Origin of the sequence: Butyrivibrio sp. MC2021, from assembly GCF_000621605.1 — a bacterium.
GTDB lineage: Bacteria > Bacillota > Clostridia > Lachnospirales > Lachnospiraceae > Butyrivibrio.
In genome coordinates, this window is the sequence record NZ_JHXX01000010.1 from 116050 (window position 1) to 134055 (window position 18006).

16 protein-coding genes are annotated in these 18006 nt (G+C 47.2%); all 16 read right to left on the reverse strand.

The annotated features are described in order from the left end of the window. Positions 1–47 precede the first annotated feature (47 nt). The 16 genes from T359_RS0113855 to T359_RS0113930 all read right to left on the reverse strand — a co-directional run bounded on the left by T359_RS0113855 (position 48) and on the right by T359_RS0113930 (position 17822). Positions 48–545 carry a GNAT family N-acetyltransferase gene (locus tag T359_RS0113855; RefSeq protein WP_026517993.1) on the reverse strand — a complete coding sequence of 166 codons (498 nt, stop codon included), beginning with the start codon at positions 543–545 and terminating at the stop codon, positions 48–50. After that, a complete protein-coding gene (locus T359_RS0113860; RefSeq protein WP_026517994.1) occupies positions 532–1482 on the reverse strand; it encodes an alpha/beta fold hydrolase in 951 nt (316 codons plus the stop codon). The genes T359_RS0113855 and T359_RS0113860 overlap by 14 nt, the downstream gene beginning before the upstream one ends. Positions 1483–1631: 149 nt before the next feature. Then, positions 1632–3677, reverse strand: a complete 2046-nt coding sequence (gene metG, locus T359_RS0113865) for a methionine--tRNA ligase (protein ID WP_026517995.1) — start codon at positions 3675–3677, stop codon at positions 1632–1634. Positions 3678–3772: 95 nt separating this feature from the next. After that, positions 3773–4648, reverse strand: a complete 876-nt coding sequence (locus T359_RS0113870) for a methionyl aminopeptidase (RefSeq protein WP_026517996.1) — start codon at positions 4646–4648, stop codon at positions 3773–3775. Between the two features lie 165 nt (positions 4649–4813). Next, positions 4814–6346: a bifunctional metallophosphatase/5'-nucleotidase gene (locus T359_RS0113875; RefSeq protein ID WP_026517997.1), complete on the reverse strand. Its 1533-nt coding sequence runs from the start codon at positions 6344–6346 to the stop codon at positions 4814–4816. A 131-nt stretch (positions 6347–6477) separates the two neighbouring features. Next, positions 6478–7161 carry a methyltransferase domain-containing protein gene (locus T359_RS0113880; RefSeq protein ID WP_026517998.1) on the reverse strand — a complete coding sequence of 228 codons (684 nt, stop codon included), beginning with the start codon at positions 7159–7161 and terminating at the stop codon, positions 6478–6480. Between the two features lie 23 nt (positions 7162–7184). After that, the gene (locus tag T359_RS20470; protein WP_242839099.1) at positions 7185–8207 is read right to left on the reverse strand and encodes a glycoside hydrolase family 43 protein; all 1023 of its coding nucleotides are present in this window, start codon (positions 8205–8207) and stop codon (positions 7185–7187) included. Positions 8208–8472: 265 nt separating this feature from the next. Further along, complete coding sequence (gene bglS, locus T359_RS23295; RefSeq protein ID WP_035784540.1) at positions 8473–9750, reverse strand: beta-glucanase; 1278 nt, start codon at positions 9748–9750, stop codon at positions 8473–8475. A gap of 307 nt (positions 9751–10057) precedes the next feature. Then, positions 10058–10714, reverse strand: a complete 657-nt coding sequence (gene rpe, locus T359_RS0113895) for a ribulose-phosphate 3-epimerase (RefSeq protein WP_026518000.1) — start codon at positions 10712–10714, stop codon at positions 10058–10060. Between the two features lie 2 nt (positions 10715–10716). Beyond that, complete coding sequence (locus tag T359_RS0113900; protein WP_026518001.1) at positions 10717–11658, reverse strand: transketolase family protein; 942 nt, start codon at positions 11656–11658, stop codon at positions 10717–10719. Between the two features lie 16 nt (positions 11659–11674). Continuing rightward, positions 11675–12505, reverse strand: a complete 831-nt coding sequence (locus T359_RS0113905; RefSeq protein ID WP_026518002.1) for a transketolase — start codon at positions 12503–12505, stop codon at positions 11675–11677. Between the two features lie 149 nt (positions 12506–12654). Then, complete coding sequence (locus tag T359_RS0113910) at positions 12655–13359, reverse strand: L-ribulose-5-phosphate 4-epimerase (RefSeq protein ID WP_026518003.1); 705 nt, start codon at positions 13357–13359, stop codon at positions 12655–12657. Positions 13360–13370: 11 nt separating this feature from the next. Next, entirely contained in the window at positions 13371–14966 is a 1596-nt protein-coding gene (locus tag T359_RS0113915) for a xylulokinase (protein ID WP_026518004.1), read from the reverse strand. A gap of 15 nt (positions 14967–14981) precedes the next feature. Then, positions 14982–16058 carry a GntR family transcriptional regulator gene (locus T359_RS0113920; RefSeq protein WP_197027099.1) on the reverse strand — a complete coding sequence of 359 codons (1077 nt, stop codon included), beginning with the start codon at positions 16056–16058 and terminating at the stop codon, positions 14982–14984. An 888-nt stretch (positions 16059–16946) separates the two neighbouring features. Further along, positions 16947–17489: a flavodoxin family protein gene (locus tag T359_RS0113925; protein ID WP_026518006.1), complete on the reverse strand. Its 543-nt coding sequence runs from the start codon at positions 17487–17489 to the stop codon at positions 16947–16949. A gap of 87 nt (positions 17490–17576) precedes the next feature. Next, the gene (locus tag T359_RS0113930; RefSeq protein ID WP_026518007.1) at positions 17577–17822 is read right to left on the reverse strand and encodes a hypothetical protein; all 246 of its coding nucleotides are present in this window, start codon (positions 17820–17822) and stop codon (positions 17577–17579) included. Between the last annotated feature and the right edge of the window lie 184 nt (positions 17823–18006).

An 18006-nucleotide genomic window follows, 5' to 3' on the forward strand; every position in this document is an offset into this window, starting at 1 on the left:
CAAAAACCTATTCTTTCTAAAAACTAATTAATATATCAAAGACTAACTTACCGTCTGTATCTTCCAATGTCAAGCTCCATCGGAGTAAATCTTATGCCGTCTGCAACGGCTTCCTGCCCCAGATCCCTAAAGCCTCTTCTGTGATAGAAGCCCACCGCATAGGGAGAGGCATTCACAGTCAGCTTATCCAGGCCCTCTTCATTGGCCACATAGGATGCGACAAAGTGCACAAGAGCGCTGGCAACACCGTTGTGGTGATATGCAGCGTCCACAAATAAAAGTGAGATATGCTTCCTCTCCCTGAGAGAAAGCATACCTACACATCTGTCCTCATCCTTTGCCACAAAAAGCTGGTAATTACCGGCTACAAACATCTTTCGAAGATTATCGTCTGTGACAAACTTATGAAAATTGTCTATTCCTTCCTGAGAATAGTCGGGGGCATCGAACTTAACGAAGGTATCCCAGGCCAGCTCCATGGCCCCGTCCCAGTCAGAGTGGTAAGCACATCTTACCATTATTTTTGAAGTATCAATTCTTCGCAACTTTTTCTGCCACTTTCTTGATCCATTCATACTGATCAGCAAAGACCTTCTCTCTGCCGATTTCCTGCTGAAGCTCATGACGCATGCCATCATACATCTTGATCTCAACATTCTTCAGTTGAAGAGTATTTTTGTAAATGTAGAAAAGTTTCTCGGGGCCCTCACCGTAGTTTCCTACAGGGTCCTCTTTTCCGGCTGTAATAAGAACCGGAAGCTCCTTGGGAATATCCTCCATAAGCTCAACATTCTGAACTCTCTTTAAGATATCCGCCATAGTCTTAAATCCGTTAATGGTAAACACAAAGTTACATGCAGGATCCGCAATGTATTTATTTACACTCTCTTCGTTATGAGAAAGCCAGTCCTGCTTTGTTCTGGCATTGGGAATCTTCTTGAGATATCCCTTGAAGGCCATATTGTTGATCATGTTTGATCTGGTCTTCTCGCCAAGGAAGAAGCTCATGAAACTGCACAGGCTTCCCAGGGATTTAACTGTTCCGCCCGGCATAAATGCTGTGCCCTGAATAATGGCACCGGCAATACCGGTTCCGTATCTGGTAATATACTCTCTTGCCACAAAGGATCCGAAGCTGTGACCCAGGATAAATACCGGAACACCGGGATATTCTTCCTGAACCATCTTTTTAAGTCTGTGGGCATCACGTACAAGAACAGTTGCAGCGTCATCTCTGCAGAAATAGCCATAGGTACCATGCTCTCCGATTGATTTGCCATGTCCGAGATGGTCATTTCCCATTACGAGAATACCCTTTTCAGCTAAAAAGCGGGCAAACTCATCATAACGGTCAATGTATTCCTGCATTCCGTGGATTATCTGCAAAAGGGCAATAGGCTGTCCCTCAGGAATCCACTTAATAGCATGGATCATGGTCTGTCTGTCTCGTGACTTGTAAGTAAGTTCTTCTTTGCGTACCATCTGGAAATCCCTCCATAATAAAAATAGTTACTACATCTATCATATCATAAATTTGACGCCTTATTGGTACACTTTTGTTGATAATATGTATCATGGTGTATAAGCTTTTCATGCAAGCATGAAGCTTATATACTTTGATACATTTATCATCAACAGATCTCTGCTCCTGAAGGCATTGATTTCTCGGGAGTCATGAGGGCAAGGTTGCCTTCTGCATCCTCTGCGCAGAGGAGCATTCCCTCTGAAAGTACGCCTGCAAGCTTGGCGGGCTTAAGGTTTACAAGAACCATAACCTTCTTGCCGACCATCTCTTCAGGGGTGTAGTACTTTCTGATTCCTGAAACAATCTGTTTTACCTGGCTTCCGATCTTAACCTGTGAGCAAAGAAGCTTCTTGGACTTCTCCACTGCCTCGCAGGCGATGATCTCACCTACCTGGAACTGCATCTTGCCAAAGTCGTCGTACTCGATCTCTTCCTTGGCAGGGATGTCGATAGGAGCCTGCTCTGAAGCGTCTTCCTTCTTCTCCTCAGCCTTAACAGGAGCAGGAGCAAGGCCTGCCTTTGCAAGGTTCTCAGCAGCGATCTTCTGGGTTCTCTCGAACTCTTCCTTCTGCTTTCTTGTGATCTCAGCTGCCTTCTCAAGAACGTCCTTTAAGTCCTTACGGGCAAAAAGCATCTCGGGAGCCTCTGTTACCTTGGTTCCGCTCTTGTATACGCCGAAGTTGCCGAGGCTGTCGAAATCTCTCTCTGAAGAATTGAGCTGCTGTCTGATCTTCTCAGCTGTCTCAGGCATGAAAGGATCAAGGAGAGCTGCACCGATGGAAATGGACTCTACAAGGTTGTAAAGCACGGTTGAAAGTCTGTCCTTCTTGCTCTCATCCTTGCCAAGAACCCATGGCTCTGTCTCGTCGATATATTTGTTGCATCTCTTGAAAAGAGTAAAGATCTCGGTAAGAGCATCGGCTACGCGAAGCTCATCCATCTTTTTCTCAACCTTGTCGTAGCAACCGGTTACAACTGCCTTAAGGTCTGCGTCAACATCCTCTGTAACGCCCTTGTCCTCAAGAACACCGCCCAGGTACTTGTTGCTCATGGCGATGGTTCTGTTTACAAGGTTGCCCAGTGTGTTGGCAAGGTCTGAATTGAAGCGCTCAACCATCAGCTCCCAGGTGATAACACCGTCGTTGTCAAAGGGCATTTCATGAAGAACGAAATATCTTACGGGATCAACGCCAAAGAGGCTTACAAGGTCATCTGCGTAGATAACGTTGCCCTTGGACTTACTCATCTTCTCGCCGCCCTGAAGGAGCCATGGATGTCCGAATACCTGCTTGGGAAGGGGCTCGCCGAGGGCCATAAGGAAGATAGGCCAGTAAATAGTATGGAAACGGATGATATCCTTACCGATAAGGTGAAGGTCTGCGGGCCACCACTTCTTGTAGTCCTCAGAGCTGTTGCCGTCTGCATCATAGCCGATACCGGTGATGTAGTTGGTAAGGGCGTCAAGCCAAACATAAACTACGTGTCTGTCGTCGAAATCTACAGGAATTCCCCACTTGAAGGAGGTTCTGGATACACAGAGATCCTGAAGTCCGGGAAGCAGGAAGTTGTTCATCATCTCATTTTTACGAGCCACAGGCTGAATGAACTCAGGATGTGTGTTGATGTGCTCAATAAGTCTGTCGGCATATTTGCTCATTTTGAAGAAGTATGCTTCCTCCTCAGCGGGATGAACGGGGCCGCCGCACTCAGGGCACTTGCCGTCTACCAGCTGAGACTCAGTGTAAAAAGCCTCACACTCTGTGCAGTACATTCCCTTGTAAGAGCCCTTGTAGATATCGCCCTGGTCATAGAATTTCTTGAAGATCTTCTGAACCTGCTTAACGTGATCGTCGTCTGTGGTTCTGATGAATCTGTCATAGGATGTGTCCATCAGGTTCCAAAGGCCCTTGATGGTATCTGAAACCTGGTCTACGAACTCCTTGGGAGATGCGCAGCCGGCCTCGATTGCTCTTGTCTCGATCTTCTGGCCATGCTCGTCGGATCCTGTCTGGAAATGAACGTCATAGCCGTCTCTTCTCTTGTATCTTGCGATCGCATCTGCCAGCACAATCTCATAGCTGTTGCCGATATGGGGCTTGCCTGAGGTGTATGCAATGGCAGTGGTAATGTAGTATTTTCCTTTGTTCTGCATTTTTTTATATCCTTCCAACTAATATTTTTCACAAGGAAGTTACGCAAAACGCGGAAGCGTTTTCCGTAACAAAGTAGTATACTAGGTGATTACTTTTACCAGCAAAGTAACTCATATCCGGTCTCTGTAACCAGGATCTCAACCTCCCACTGTGCGGAGGGCTTCATATCTGCGGTGTATACAGTCCAGTCGTTCTCATCATCGATAAAGATCTTGTCCTTACCCATATTTACCATGGGCTCGATGGTGAATACCATTCCGGGAACCATGAGCATTCCGGTGCCCTTCTTACTTACGTAGCTGACAAAAGGCTCCTCGTGGAAGGCGTTGCCGCAGCCGTGTCCACCGATTTCCTTAACTACTGTATATCCGTTTTTAAGAGCGTGCTGGTGAACGGCGTAGCCCATGTCTCCGATGGGAGTCCAGGGAATAACTGCCTTAAGGCCCACTTCTACGCACTCTTTTGTTACATCTACAAGTCTCTTTTTCTCGGGGGAAACATCTCCGATACAGAACATTCGTGATGAATCAGAGAAATATCCATCCAAAATAGTTGAGCAGTCAACGTTGATAATATCGCCGTCCTTCAGGATGATGTCCTCTGATGGGATACCGTGGCAAACCTCTTCATTGATGGAGGTGCAGACGCTCTTGGGGAAGCCCTCGTAGTTCAGGTCCGCTGGGATACCGCCCATCTTGATGGTGGTATTGTAGACAATGTCGTCGATCTCCTGGGTTGACATGCCTGCCTTGATCTTTTCTCCTATCTCATCGAGAACCGCCATATTGATAACGGCGCTCTTCTTGATTCCTTCAATATCCTTTTCAGTTTTCAAAAGTCCCCTGTCGGGAATTATCATTCCCTGATGCTCGAAGCCTATAAGCTTATCGTCAAAAGCCGCATGGCAGCTCTTGTACTTCTTGCCGCTTCCGCACCAGCAGGGATCGTTTCGTTCTAATCTCTTATACATTTTTTTCCTTCTTTACTTAAAAAAATCCACAAAATCTCTACTATAGTATGCCTTCTCACCAATCAAATGTCAAATAAGAGGAAATGGACCATGGGGACGGTGTTACAGGATCATTTTGTTTTACCAAAATGACCCTATAACACCGTCCCCATGGTCCATTTCCTCTTACATTATGCAGTTAAACTTGCTATTCACTATCTCCTTCACAGGAGTATGTCTGCGAATAAAGTCAATCAGCAGATCCGGCATCTCATCTGTTGTGCTTCTGATGGTCTTGCAATTTCCGATGCACTGGTAGCCGCCGGTGCCGGTGGCGCGGTAGTTGCTGGTAACCAGGGTGTAGGTTGCGTCATCAGACAGCTCTGTTCCGTCCATTTTTCTCAGTACCACAACCCTGTCTCCCACAGGTCTTGTGAGGTCAAAGGTGTACTCAAGGCCTGCATAGTAGTCGTAGTTGTAGTGCTCGATCTTGGGCTGAAGGAAGATATTGGAAACCTTAACTTCCTTGGTCTCGGGATTGTAGTCGAAATACTCGGCGCTTCTCTCAAGGGCCTGCTTGATCACAGCCTTGGTAACTTCCTTAACTTCTATAGTATTGGCAAACTGGTAGATTCCAAGCACGTCTCTTACGGTGATATCCTTCTTAAGTCCCAAAGGATCGTTGGATAAAGAGGTGCAGGAGAAGTCCGCCCCTGTCTTTTCCAGCTGAACTTGGTTAAATATGGCAGCAACCTTGCTTCCGTGGGTTGCCGCATAGATCTTCTCCTCGGGAGCGATCTCTTTTTCAAGGCATCCGATGGGCTCATCAAGCCACACCTGAACCTTGGAAGTCAGATCATCCATGAAGCTGTGCTCCTTTAAAAGAGCATCGAATCTCTCGCCGGGCTCCTCAACAGCCACAAGCTTGGATGTAACCTTAAGCTCAGGGCCTTTTCCGGTCGTCTCGAGATAGCAGTATTTAAGGGCATTTGACGGAGGCTGAACGCCGTAGGTTCCCTCAATCTCAACACCCTCCACAGGAATGTGCTGATGTCCTGTGAGAAGGATATCAAAGCCCATCTCTCTCATGATCCTGCAGGCCTGATTCTCTGCGGTCTCAGACAGAAGTCGTCCTGTCTTCAGGTCCTCCTCAAAGCCGCCGTGATAGATGCAGACTGTGATGTCGCACTTATCCTTAAGGTACTCATACTGCTCTTTTATAAGAGGCAGGGGATCTGCAACCTTGATCTTTTCCAGGTGCTCTTTTGCCTCCCAGACATTGACAAAACCGGTGACAGCAGCGGTGATTCCCACTGTTGTGCCATCCTCCAAGGTATGAATAACGTTCTTTTTGATATCCAGCTCCCCGCCCAGGTCTGTCACGTTACAGCTGATGAGCTGTGCCTTCATATTCCTGGCGTAATCAGCGATAGCTTCATAGCCAAAGTTAAAGTCGTGATTGCCCAGAGTATAGTAATCAAGCCCCATGGCATTGAAGCCCTCCGCCATAGGGTTGAAATCATATTCGTCCCTGTGCTCCAGATAGTAAGAAAGAAGGGGTGTGCCCTGAAGGGTATCTCCTCCATCCAGCACCAGTGTGTTGCCATCCTTCTCTATCTGGGATGCCAGGCAAAAAACTCCGGACCTCTCCGGGCGGTTGCCGGCATAGTTTATGGGATATAAATGTCCGTGTGTATCTGATGTGAAAATAATTCTCATGTTTACCTCGAATCTTAGTATTGGCGCGGATATCGCCATTAATTAAAAGAACTCATGCGGAAAAATATCTCCCCACATGAGCACTTTATTATAGTTTATTGATAATACTAAGTCAATTAACTGCGTATTTCTTATTTCTTAAGAATGAATAGCCTGCGTGTCTCTTTCTCTTCCATGGGCCAAGCGAAGTGATCCAGCTTCTCCACTGTAAAGAACTCGGAAAAGATCTCGCTCCACTCCTCATCACTTCTTGAAACCATTCTCAGAACGCCGTCCACGAAGACAAAGCCTTCATCGGTCAGGTCCTTATCGTTCTCCTTGGTAGCAAGGTAATTCATGCCAATGACCAATGTAGCTCCCTTAGCTGTGATCCTTGCAAACTCAGAGATGATATCCCTTGATGTCTCCGGAGGCACCACATCCAGCACGTTTGAGCAGAACACTCCATCAAAAGTACTGTCGGCAATGCTGTGCAGATAGTCCGGTGCAACACATGCAGTCTTAATCTTGTCCTGAAGCTTGTAAAGCTCTACCTGAAAAGCTGCGAGATCGGCAGCAGCGGCAGCCACATCAACAGCAGTAACATCATCACAGCCATTCATTGCCGCAACGATGCTTGCCCAGGCATCTCCGCAGCCGTAGTCCAGAACCTTTTTGCAGGCTCCCAGGGACTTGGCCCCATTAAAAAGCTTCTCGCTGGGACAGATCTGCTTCAGATCCTCTTCAGCTGTAGCGCCCTGCTTCTCCTCATCCGAAACTGTATACACCTTGTCCCAGAAATTAACCAGTGTCTCGTTGGTACTCTTAACGTCCATTGTAAGTCCTCCAAAATACTTTTTTACTCTATAGCGCTTACCCCTCCGCACTTGTCGATGGTGTCGATTGAACCATCCTCATTGTAAGTGAACTCCGCCACGCACACACTTCTGTGGAAAAGACTTCCCCCGGGAAGATCTCCTGTGTGGTAAAAGAGATATGAATGTCCCTTGAAATCACAGATTCCCGGATGGTTGGTGAATACACCGCCCTCCTCTGTCATGAGAACACCGCCGTAAACCCAGGGTCCTGTCGGTGAAACCGATGTGGAATAGGCCAGGTGCTCCATATTTTTGCCCTCGCCGAAGGCCGCATAAACCATGTAATACAGGCCGTCCCTCTTGTAGAACCATGGTCCCTCGCCATAGGATGTGCCTGTGTCGTGACTTCCTTTTGCAAAGGATTCCTCGGTCATGGGAACCTTCACAATGCCCACTTCTTTGTCATAGGTTATCATATTCTCATTGAGAAGAACATAGCGAAGCTCCGGATTGCCGAAATAAAGATATGCCTGTCCGTCATCATCTATGAACACTGTGGGATCGATGTCGTTCCAGTCGCCCTCGTCAACCAACGGATGACCCAGATCCTTGAAGGGGCCTGCAGGGCTGTCTGAAATGCCAACAGCTATGGCCATTCCGCCGTTTCTCTTGTGAACGGGACAGTAAAGGTAAAACTTGCCGTTTCTCTCTATGCACTGGGGCGCCCAGGCTCTGTCGTCGGCCCAGCCGATATCATCCAGTGAAAAGATGCAGCCGTGGTCCTCCCAGTTCACCATATCCCTGGTGGAGAAGCATCTCCAGTCCTTCATGGTATAAAAATCGTTGACCAGCTCGTCCTCATCATGGGTTGTGTAAAGATAAAGTGTATCTCCGTAAACCATGGGCGCGGGATCCGCTGTATAAATCCCCTTGATTATGGGATTCTCGTGAAAACTCTTCTCAGTATTTGTCTCTGCCATTTTCGTATCTCCTCCACATCCTAATAAACTGATTCCCAGCATCACCGCCAGGACAACACCTGCTATACGGGTTCTTTTTATCATGGTAAAAGCCCCTTATTTTCTCTATAATCCGTTTCTTTTCCCATCATATCCCCATTTATTACGATTAACCACCGCCATTTTGCTGAGTAAAGGGTACATCTTGCTATTGGCGGTTGATATAATTGTGAATCATCTGATAACAGAGACAAGGGCAGATATAACTGAGTAATACCCCCTAGCAATACCCCACCTACAAGAAAGCAGCGGACACTTTTTCATATACTAAGTGCCCGCTGCCTGTCAATTGGGGAGACAATTATTTAATTTAGTTAGCTATATCAATCCACCACTTCTCAAAGTTACTTGAGGCATCCTTGTACTGCTCGATATTTGCATTGGCGCTGGTGCTGCCATACGCGATGTTGAGTAACTTGCCGCTCTTGTGATTGATGATCTTGTAGGTGTTATTGGCTGCCGGGTAAATCTCCCATTTCTGGCTGGCATCGCCGTAGTAATCCCACTGATAAACATTGGCTCCGTCCCAGGTGGCTGAATCCTGTACCGTCAGGACCTTTCCTGTAGAAGCGTTCTTTATGATGTAGCAGTTGCCGTCCTTAACAAAATACCATTTCTGGTTGGCGTTTCCTTTGTAATAATACTGAAGGACGTTGGTTCCGTTGTCTCTTCTGTTGCCCTGAACGTCCATAGCCATTGAGCTGCCGAAGTTGATGATCTTATAGGCCTTGGAGGAATCAAACATTGCTCCGCTGTTGTTTGAAGACTGGGCGGGCTGCTGATTTCCTGAATTATTCCCCGAATTGTTGTTATTGCCGTTATTATTGTTTCCTGAATTATTGCCTGAGTTGCTGCTGCCGGTGTTGGCATCATAGGAAGCCCAGTCATAATATGCTGTGATTCCGGTTCTTCCGTTATAAGCCTGAAGCCAGTCATCTACGCCGGTGCCGTTCCAGGCGTTCATCATGATCTTGCCGGGTGTTGTGGGAATATCTCTTGTGGCGGTGTAAACAGCCTTGCCATCCACATACCAGGTGATGCTGCCCTGTCTCCAGTCAAAGCCGTAGGTGTGGAAGCTCTGGGATGCGTCAAAGCCCAGGTTGTACAGATACTCGTGATTGCCCTGGCCGCTGGTGTAATAGTTGAACTGAACCTTGGTGGTGTCTTTTCCAAGGAATTCGATATCTATCTCATCCCACTTTGTACCGTCACTTGGTCCTGTGTAGGTAAAAAATGATGATACAACGCCGGGGTTCTTTATAGGCTTCATGTTAACCTGGAAAAGGCCGTAGCCGTAATAATTCTTGGTGCGGTATTCGCCCGCTGTGTAACCCTGCCAGTTGCGATCAATGGTAATAGCCATCTGGCCGCCCTGGAATTTGATATTGTTAGGTGAAAAAGTGCAATTAAACATGCCGCCGTTGCTCCAGGTGGCCATGTCAAATTTGTTGCTGTCGTGATAATCCAGTGACATTCCGTCGTGAGTGCCACCCCAAGCACTGGCTGCGGAAGCTGTTACAGCCATTCCGAACAGGCTGCAGACAGTTAATACGGTTCCCAATACAGTTGATATAATTTTTCTTCTCATACAAATAACCTCCTTTCCCAAAATAATAACCGCAGAAATATTACAAATATATTAATTTCTTGCAATTAATGTCATAATATTGCGAATAATTTAGCAAATTTACATACAACTTCCTTTTGAGCAATCGAGGCTGACTCCTACTCGATTTCACACACGAACATTCCGCACTTCGTGCTCCATGTTCTTACAACCGGCAAATGAATTTGTATGCAAGCATCCATTCGCTTGCCGGTCTTGTGCAACAAAAAACGACACACAATCCTACAAAAAAGGTTGTGTGTCGCCTTGATTTATTATGCTAAACTTCTTATTTCTTCATTATCTTCAGGTAGTCAGTAACATTTTTCTCGATGTCACCCTTGAAGATTCCGGAACCGGAGACGATGACATTGGCACCGTAATCCAGCACCTCCTGAAGGTTGCTGAGGTAGATACCGCCGTCAACCTCAATATCTGTGGAAAGACCACGCTCATTGAGGATACCGCGAAGCTCTTTTACCTTCTCGCCGCAGTGTGGCAAAAAAGCCTGGCCTCCAAAGCCGGGTTCTACGGTCATGACGAGGATCATCTCCACCTTATCCAGGTAGGGAAGAAGCTCTGAAACCGGAGTTGCAGGCTTGATGGAAATGCCTGCCTTTTTCCCGAGGCTGTGGATCTTGTCGATGACAGCATTGACATCGGAAGCAGCTTCAAGGTGGAAGGTGATGATATCGGAGCCGGCTTTGGCAAACTCCTCTATGTATCTGATGGGCTCAGTGATCATCAGATGTACGTCAAACACCTTGTCGGTGGTCTTTCTCAAACTGCTGACAACATTCATTCCATAGGAAATGGATGGTACAAAAGTACCATCCATCACGTCGATATGAATATACTCAGCGCCGGCTACATCAGCTGCATGGATCTGCTCACCAAGCTTTGCACAGTCAGCAGCTAAAATTGAAGGGCTTAGAATAAAATTCATCATTATTTCAAAAATTCCTTTACAGATGCGTAAACACCATCTCCGTCGAGACCATACTTCTTAACAAGAGCAGCTGCAGATCCTGACTCACCGAATCTATCCTGCATACCGATCTTCTTAACAAGTGTAGGACACTCCTCTGCAAGAACGTCACTTACAGCACTTCCAAGACCGCCGATAACTGAATGCTCCTCAACGGTTACAACCTTACCGGTCTTCTTAGCTGTTGCAACTACAAGCTCTCTGTCGATGGGCTTAATTGTGCAGATGTTAACAACCTCAGCATCGATGCCGTCTGCTGCAAGCTTCTCAGCTGCCTCAAGAGCTGCACCTACTCCGATGCCGGTAGCTATAATACTAACATCTTTACCCTCTCTAAGTACAGTACCTTTTCCGATTTCGAATTTGTAATCAGGTCTGTCGTTAACTACAGGGCAGGCTGCACGGCCGAATCTGATGTAAACAGGGCCCTCGTGCTCAGCTGCTGCTCTTACGCAGGCTCTTGCCTCGATGTCATCTGCAGGGCACATAACAACCATTCCGGGAATTGTACGCATAAGTGCGATATCCTCGTTACACTGATGGCTGGCACCGTCCTCACCTACTGTGATTCCAGCGTGGGTTCCACCGATCTTAACATTAAGATGAGGATAACCGATTGAGTTACGAACCTGCTCGAAAGCACGTCCTGTTGCAAACATGGCAAATGTGCTTACGAAAGGAATCTTGCCTGTTGTAGCAAGTCCTGCTGCGATGCCCATCATGTTGCACTCTGCGATACCGCAATCGATGTGGCGATCAGGGAACTCCTTCTTAAACCAGCCTGTTCTTGTTGCTGCTGCAAGGTCTGCGTCAAGTACAACTACCTTGTCATTAACCTTTGCAAGCTCTATAAGTTCTTTACCATAGCTATCTCTGGTAGCAATCTTCTTAACTTCGCTCATTATGACATCCTCCTTCTTACGCCAGCTCTTCGGAGATCTTGTTGAGATCTTCCATAGCCTTTGCATACTCTTCATCGTTAGGTGCAACGCCGTGCCATGAAACCTGGCCTTCCATGAAGGAAACGCCCTTACCCTTCAGGGAGTGAGCAATGATGGCTGTAGGCTGACCCTTAGTCTCTCTTGCCTCCTTGAAAGCTGCTCTGATGGCATCGAAATCATGAGCGTCTATGTTGATTACGTGGAAGTTGAATGCCTCAAACTTCTTATCGATAGGATAAGGTGAGCAAACCTGGTCGATAGGTCCGTCGATCTGAAGTCCGTTGTTATCAACGATAACTACAAGGTTGTCAAGCTTACGGAAGCCTGCGAACATAGCTGCCTCCCAAACCTGTCCCTCTTCAATCTCACCGTCTCCGAGAAGTGTATATGTTCTGTAATCCTTGCCGTCGAGCTTAGCTGAAAGAGCCATACCGCAGGCAACTGAAATTCCCTGTCCCAGAGAGCCGCTGCTCATGTCAAGGCCGGGAAGATACTGCATACTTGGGTGTCCCTGAAGTCTGGAACCAAGCTTACGAAGAGTAGTAAGCTCCTCAACAGGGAAATATCCCCTCTGTGCCATTACTGAGTAAAGACCGGGAGCTGTGTGGCCCTTAGAAAGTACAAAACGATCACGATCAGGATTCTTGGGATCCTGAGGATCGATATTCATTTCCTCGAAATAAAGATATGTGAAAATATCTGCTGCTGAAAGAGATCCGCCCGGGTGTCCTGCACCTGCTGCGTGAACCGCTGTAACAATGCCCTTGCGGACTTCATTGGCTGTTCTTTTTAATTCTAGATTGGTCATAGCCATACTTCCTTTCCCCTTTTTATAAAACAAAAATTGATTGTTAAACAAAAAACGCACTTACAATTTAACACATGAAAATACATGCGTCTATAATACAAATTGCTCAAGTTTTTACTTATGTTGCCATTGAAAATCTCGCTAAGTGATTACTTTGCGGATCCTTGACCGTAGTATGCATTAGCACCATGCTTGCGGTAGTAATGCTTATCCTGGAGTTCCTGGGGTGCGGGCTTAACCTCAGGGTTGATAACCTCACATCTGTAAGCCATCTTGGCAACTTCCTCTGTTACAACTGCGTTGTGAACTGCCTCGTGGGCGTCTTTTCCCCAGGAGAATACGCCGTGGTTCTTGCAAAGAACTGCAGGAACTGCCACAGGGTCTTTTCCCATGCGCTCAAACTCGTTGACGATAAGGTGTCCTGTGTTCTCCTCGTAAGCAGTCTCGATCTCGTCCTTGTTAAGGCATCTTACGCAGGGGATCTCGCCGTAGAAATAGTCAGCGTGAGTTGTGCCGTAGCAGGGAATGCTTCTTCCTGCCTGGGCCCAGCTGGTGGCGTAGGATGAATGGGTGTGAACAACACCGCCCACCTCCTTAAAGGCCTTGTAGATCTCAACGTGAGTAGGTGTGTCGGAGGAAGGATTGAGCTTTCCTTCCACCTTGTTTCCATTGAGGTCCATAACTACCATGTCATCGGGAGTCATGGTCTCGTAATCAACGCCGCTGGGCTTTATTACAAAAAGACCGCTCTCTCTGTCGATGGCACTGACATTTCCCCAGGTGAAAGTAACAAGACCGTACTTGGGTAAAAGAATATTTGCTTCATATACTTTTTTCTTAAGTTCTTCTAACATTTTTTATCTCCTTACTTAAGGTTCTCGACTGCAGCGCGTTCTACAGCGAGTCCTGCATTGTAATCCTTAATAAACTCATCAAAGCCCTTAACATCCTCAGCTACAGGCTCGAAGGTCTCTACCTTTCCGCCAACGAATACCTTCTCGTTAAGGTATTTCTCAAGGGTCTCACCCTCCTCTTTCTGCATCATGAAGCCTGCAAGGATAGCCTGTCCCCAAGGACCGCCCTCTCCTGCTGTCTCCATAAGCTTGATAGGAGTATCAAGAGCTGCTGCCATTACTCTGTCGCCGACGCCTCTTACCTTGAAGAAGCCGCCCTGACCAAAGAAGAAGTCAGCCTTAACGTTCTCTTCCTTCATAAGGATGTCGTTACCTGCCTTAAGAGCTCCGAGAGCTGTGTAGAGGTGGCATCTCATGAAGTTTGAAAGGTTGAACTTATCATCAGGTCTTCTTACAAAGAGAGGTCTTCCCTCGTTGAAGCCTGTGATGCTCTCTCCTGAGAAATAGTTATATGCAAGAAGTCCGCCGCAGTCTGCGTCGCCTTCCATTGCTTTGCGGTAAAGTGTTCCGTAAAGGGTGTCGTCGTCAACATCTTTGCCGATGGCCCCTGCGAACTCTCTGAAAAGGCCTACCCATGCGTTGAGGTCTGAGGTGCAGTTGTTGCAGTGTACCATGGCAACCTCTTCGCCTGAAGGTGTAGTTACAAGGTCAAGCTCAGGATATGCCTTGGAAAGGCTGTGCTCAAGAACAACCATTGAGAATACTGAAGTTCCTGCTGAGATATTACCTGTTCTTACGCCGACTGAGTTGGTGGCAACCATTCCTGTGCCTGCATCTCCCTCGGGAGGGCAAACAGGGATTCCTGCCTGAAGTGTTCCTGTGGGATCAAGCTTTTTTGCACCCTCTGCAGTAAGTGCGCCGGCCTTGTCACCTGCGGGAAGAGACTTGGGAAGAACCTCTCTGATCTTCCAGCTGATGCTCTCTTTTGCAAGGAGCTCGTCGAACTGATCCAGCATCTTCTCCTGATAGTCGCAGGTTGCTGAATCGATAGGGAACATACCTGATGCGTCACCTACGCCCAGAACCTTCTCTCCTGTGAGCTGCCAGTGGATGTAACCTGCAAGGGTTGTGAAGAAATCAACCTTGGAGATGTGCTCTTCCTTATTAAGGATTGCCTGATAAAGGTGAGCGATGCTCCATCTCTGAGGGATGTGATAGCCAAAGAGCTCTGTGAGCTTGTCGGAAGCCTCCTCTGTGATGGTGTTTCTCCAGGTTCTGAAAGGAACAAGAAGAGTTCCCTCTTTGTCAAAAGCCATATAGCCGTGCATCATGGCTGAGAAGCCCATAGCGCCTACTGTTGTAAGCTTTTCCCCATACTGCTTCTCAACGTCCTCTGCCAGCTTTGCGTAGCAGTCCTGAAGTCCGGTCCAGATGTCATCCAGTGTGTAGGTCCAGATGCCGTCCTCAAGTCTGTTCTCCCAGCCGTGTGAGCCGGATGCGATAGGTGTGTACTTCTCATCTGTAAGTACAGCCTTGATTCTTGTGGAACCGAACTCGATTCCCAGGAATGTCTTTCCCTGTGCAATAAGTGTTTTTACGTCTCCCATTCTTTTTTCCTCCGTTTAGTGCCTACTAATTGATTCCCTTATAATAACGTCCTCGGCAAACTCGTAGGTTGCGTTAAAGCCTGCGTTTCCGCCGTGTATCAGACGTATCATGTTCTGTGCTGCTTTTTCCCCAAGAAGTTCCTTGGGATGTGGGATTGAAGATATCGGAACTCCCACGGTTCCTGTCTTGGCAAGGTCCGAGTCGTCCATGCCCACCACGGACATGTCCTGTGGAAGCCGAAGCCCCGACTCAGCCAGTACCTGCATCAGCATTCCCGCCACCTGGTCGTTGTAGCAAAAGACCGCAGTACAGTCCTTCAGTCTCTCTTTTACCCTGGTGAGGGCCCCGGGGCCGTCCTCAATGTCTATGGTGTCGATCCAGTTCACGTGGTCATAGGCAAAAGAAAGCCCATACTGAGTCATGGCCTTGAGATAGCCACGATATCTTTCTCTGCCCTGTCCATCGTCCAGCTTGAGGACGCAGCCTATATTCTTATGTCCCGCTTCTATGAGGGCCTTGACCGCTCTGAAAGCGCATTCCTCATCATCTATGGAGACGTGGGGAATATCAAGTTCAGGGTAAAAAGTATTAATGAAAAGAAGCCTGATTCCCTTGTCGGTGAGCTTCTTATAAAGATCCAGATTGGGATTGGGAAGAGCGCTTTTTACCGGCTCCATGATGACTCCGGCAATATCAGAGCGCTGACAGAGGTCAGATAGAATCTGTCTCTCCTTGGTTGCTGTATTATTGGTAAAAGAAAGCTGCATGGAATAGCCCTTCTGACTTAAGGTATTCTCCATGCCTCTGATGGTGCTGGGAAAAATGTAATCGTCCACATAGGTTGTGACAACTGCCACAACGGTTCTCTCGCCTTCTCCGGCGTGAAGATCGGCCACATAGGTGCCGCTGCCCCGCATGCTCTCAAGAAGTCCCTCCTTGGACAGCATGGCAATGGCGTGCCTTACGGTCTGGCGGCTTAAGCCGAACTGCTCACAGAGCTCATTCTCGGAAGGTATCCTCTCCCCGGGCTTAAGGGTTCCGTTGTCTATATTCTGATTTATCCAATCAATAACCTGCTGATATTTAGCCACAATACTCTCCCTCTCACGATTTTTATCATAAGTCGGGAAAAGAATTTGTGCAATGATAAATATATACAATTTTAGCAAGTTGTATATGTACATGTTTTTGGGAAAGAAAGGGAAAATTGGTCTCCCTTATACGCTGTGAAAAGCCTAGCCCCCAAAGGTAGACAAGGGATGGCACTCAAGGTGCCATCCCGGAAGATAAGGGTTGGTCGCTCCATTCCGTCAAGGACTTTCGCGGCATAAATCCTCGCGCGGGGTAGTATATGGCTCCCCGCAGGGCTGTGGCGCTGCGGTTTATTCCACGGTTCCTTGACTTCATTCCCGCTCATGGGGGAAATGGCGGCTGAAGTAGCAGTGAATTCCCTTACTAAGAGCAAAATAGGATAAGATTCGTCGCAATGGACAGTCTTATCCTATGTTTTATCGATATTGCAAACTTGAATTATCGCGCCTCCGCATTTTTTCGAAAATTATAGGATAAGATGCTCTATTTCTGCGATTCTTATCCTATTATTTCTGAAAAAATATAGGATAAAACAATTGAAACTGTAGAGTCTTATCCTATTTCCGCTGTTTTTGCCACTCCGTATGAAGCCGTATAACTTTTGACCGGAGCGGCTCACCCTTATTTCCGGGATGGCACCACGAGTGCCATCCCTTGATTACCCCTTGGGGACCCTGCTTGTCGCTATGCTGCCGTGAAGTCATCTCCCACGTAATAGCTCTACCAGCGGAAACAGATAATTAATCCTGACAATATTAAAATGAATCCCGCCGGACGGGTGGCCGATAGACCACCGCAAATCCAGCGGGATTCAATTCATGCCCAAAGGGCAATTCATGTGCCGTAGGCACAATTCACGCCACCTATTGTGGCATTTCATCTTTTCTTCACGCTTCCTTCGCCATAGCACCCATCACATACTCAACCACGGGCTCAATGAACTTTTTATCCGACATATCAAAGGAGTGATCCACCAGATTTCCCATCTCCCTTGTCTTCTCATTTTTGCTCTTCTTAAGTGAATTAGCATAAGCCTTCATCATAAGTCTTGAAGGAAGGCTCATCTTCTCATAATTAAATCCCCCCTGGCAGTAGAAAGCCTTGATATACTTCGCCTGCTCCTCTGTAAGGACTTTGCTTGTCTCGGTCTTGGCTGCCTGCTCCTCGTTGGGGCTTCCGCCAACACCCACAACCGCCAGCTGCTTGTCCTTCCAGTTCTGGGCCTTATCCAGGAACCAGTTTACCTTTGCAATCTTCTCTGCCATGAACCATCCGGCATAAACGATTGCGTCGTACTCGTCAAAAAAGCTGTTTTCCTTCTTCTGAACATCCTTTACATCAAAAAGGTCTGCGTTCATGCTCTCTGACATCCACTCAGCGTACCTCTTGGTAAAGCCGGTCTGTGATGTGTAAATTACCAGTGTTTTCATATCTCCCTTAGTCTCTTCCTCTTATGTCTGCCGGTGCTGCTGCCCCGGCGCCTGTTGTTGTCATCACGTTCCATTTTACCCCTTATTTCATTTCTGCGGAAGCATAATTCCCCCAAAATACTCCGGATTACCGTCTTTATCGCTTAAAACAAAACCTTTTGTGGTAATAAGTTCATAGCTTCCATCAGGCTTGCGGGCCCTATAATATATTGACCGAAGCTCCGCATTTCCGGACAAAATTACCGCAAACTCGTCTCCACCTATCCTGAACACCGGGCTATGCTTGTAAACATTGCAGGTTCGCCTGCTGCTCTTCCTTTTCTCTGAATTCACGCTCGATATTCTCCATGCAAAAAAGAATATGCTTCTTGTCATCGCACAATATGTTAATATGGCGGATGTGAATGATTTTTCCGTTTATCAGGAGCCTGCATCTTATTATGGTCAGCGGAGAGGATTTCCTTTCAGTAATAATACCTTCTGACAGTTGTCCTATTATATATTATAGTTAATTTGT

Coding starts and splice junctions, on each gene's coding strand:
- T359_RS0113860 (WP_026517994.1), bottom strand. CDS start 1,482: ATGGTACGCAAAGAAGAACTTACTTACAAGTCACGAGACAGACAGACC.
- metG (WP_026517995.1), bottom strand. CDS start 3,677: ATGCAGAACAAAGGAAAATACTACATTACCACTGCCATTGCATACACC.
- T359_RS0113870 (WP_026517996.1), bottom strand. CDS start 4,648: ATGTATAAGAGATTAGAACGAAACGATCCCTGCTGGTGCGGAAGCGGC.
- T359_RS0113875 (WP_026517997.1), bottom strand. CDS start 6,346: ATGAGAATTATTTTCACATCAGATACACACGGACATTTATATCCCATA.
- T359_RS0113880 (WP_026517998.1), bottom strand. CDS start 7,161: ATGGACGTTAAGAGTACCAACGAGACACTGGTTAATTTCTGGGACAAG.
- T359_RS20470 (WP_242839099.1), bottom strand. CDS start 8,207: ATGATAAAAAGAACCCGTATAGCAGGTGTTGTCCTGGCGGTGATGCTG.
- bglS (WP_035784540.1), bottom strand. CDS start 9,750: ATGAGAAGAAAAATTATATCAACTGTATTGGGAACCGTATTAACTGTC.
- rpe (WP_026518000.1), bottom strand. CDS start 10,714: ATGAATTTTATTCTAAGCCCTTCAATTTTAGCTGCTGACTGTGCAAAG.
- T359_RS0113900 (WP_026518001.1), bottom strand. CDS start 11,658: ATGAGCGAAGTTAAGAAGATTGCTACCAGAGATAGCTATGGTAAAGAA.
- T359_RS0113905 (WP_026518002.1), bottom strand. CDS start 12,505: ATGACCAATCTAGAATTAAAAAGAACAGCCAATGAAGTCCGCAAGGGC.
- T359_RS0113910 (WP_026518003.1), bottom strand. CDS start 13,359: ATGTTAGAAGAACTTAAGAAAAAAGTATATGAAGCAAATATTCTTTTA.
- T359_RS0113915 (WP_026518004.1), bottom strand. CDS start 14,966: ATGGGAGACGTAAAAACACTTATTGCACAGGGAAAGACATTCCTGGGA.
- T359_RS0113925 (WP_026518006.1), bottom strand. CDS start 17,489: ATGAAAACACTGGTAATTTACACATCACAGACCGGCTTTACCAAGAGG.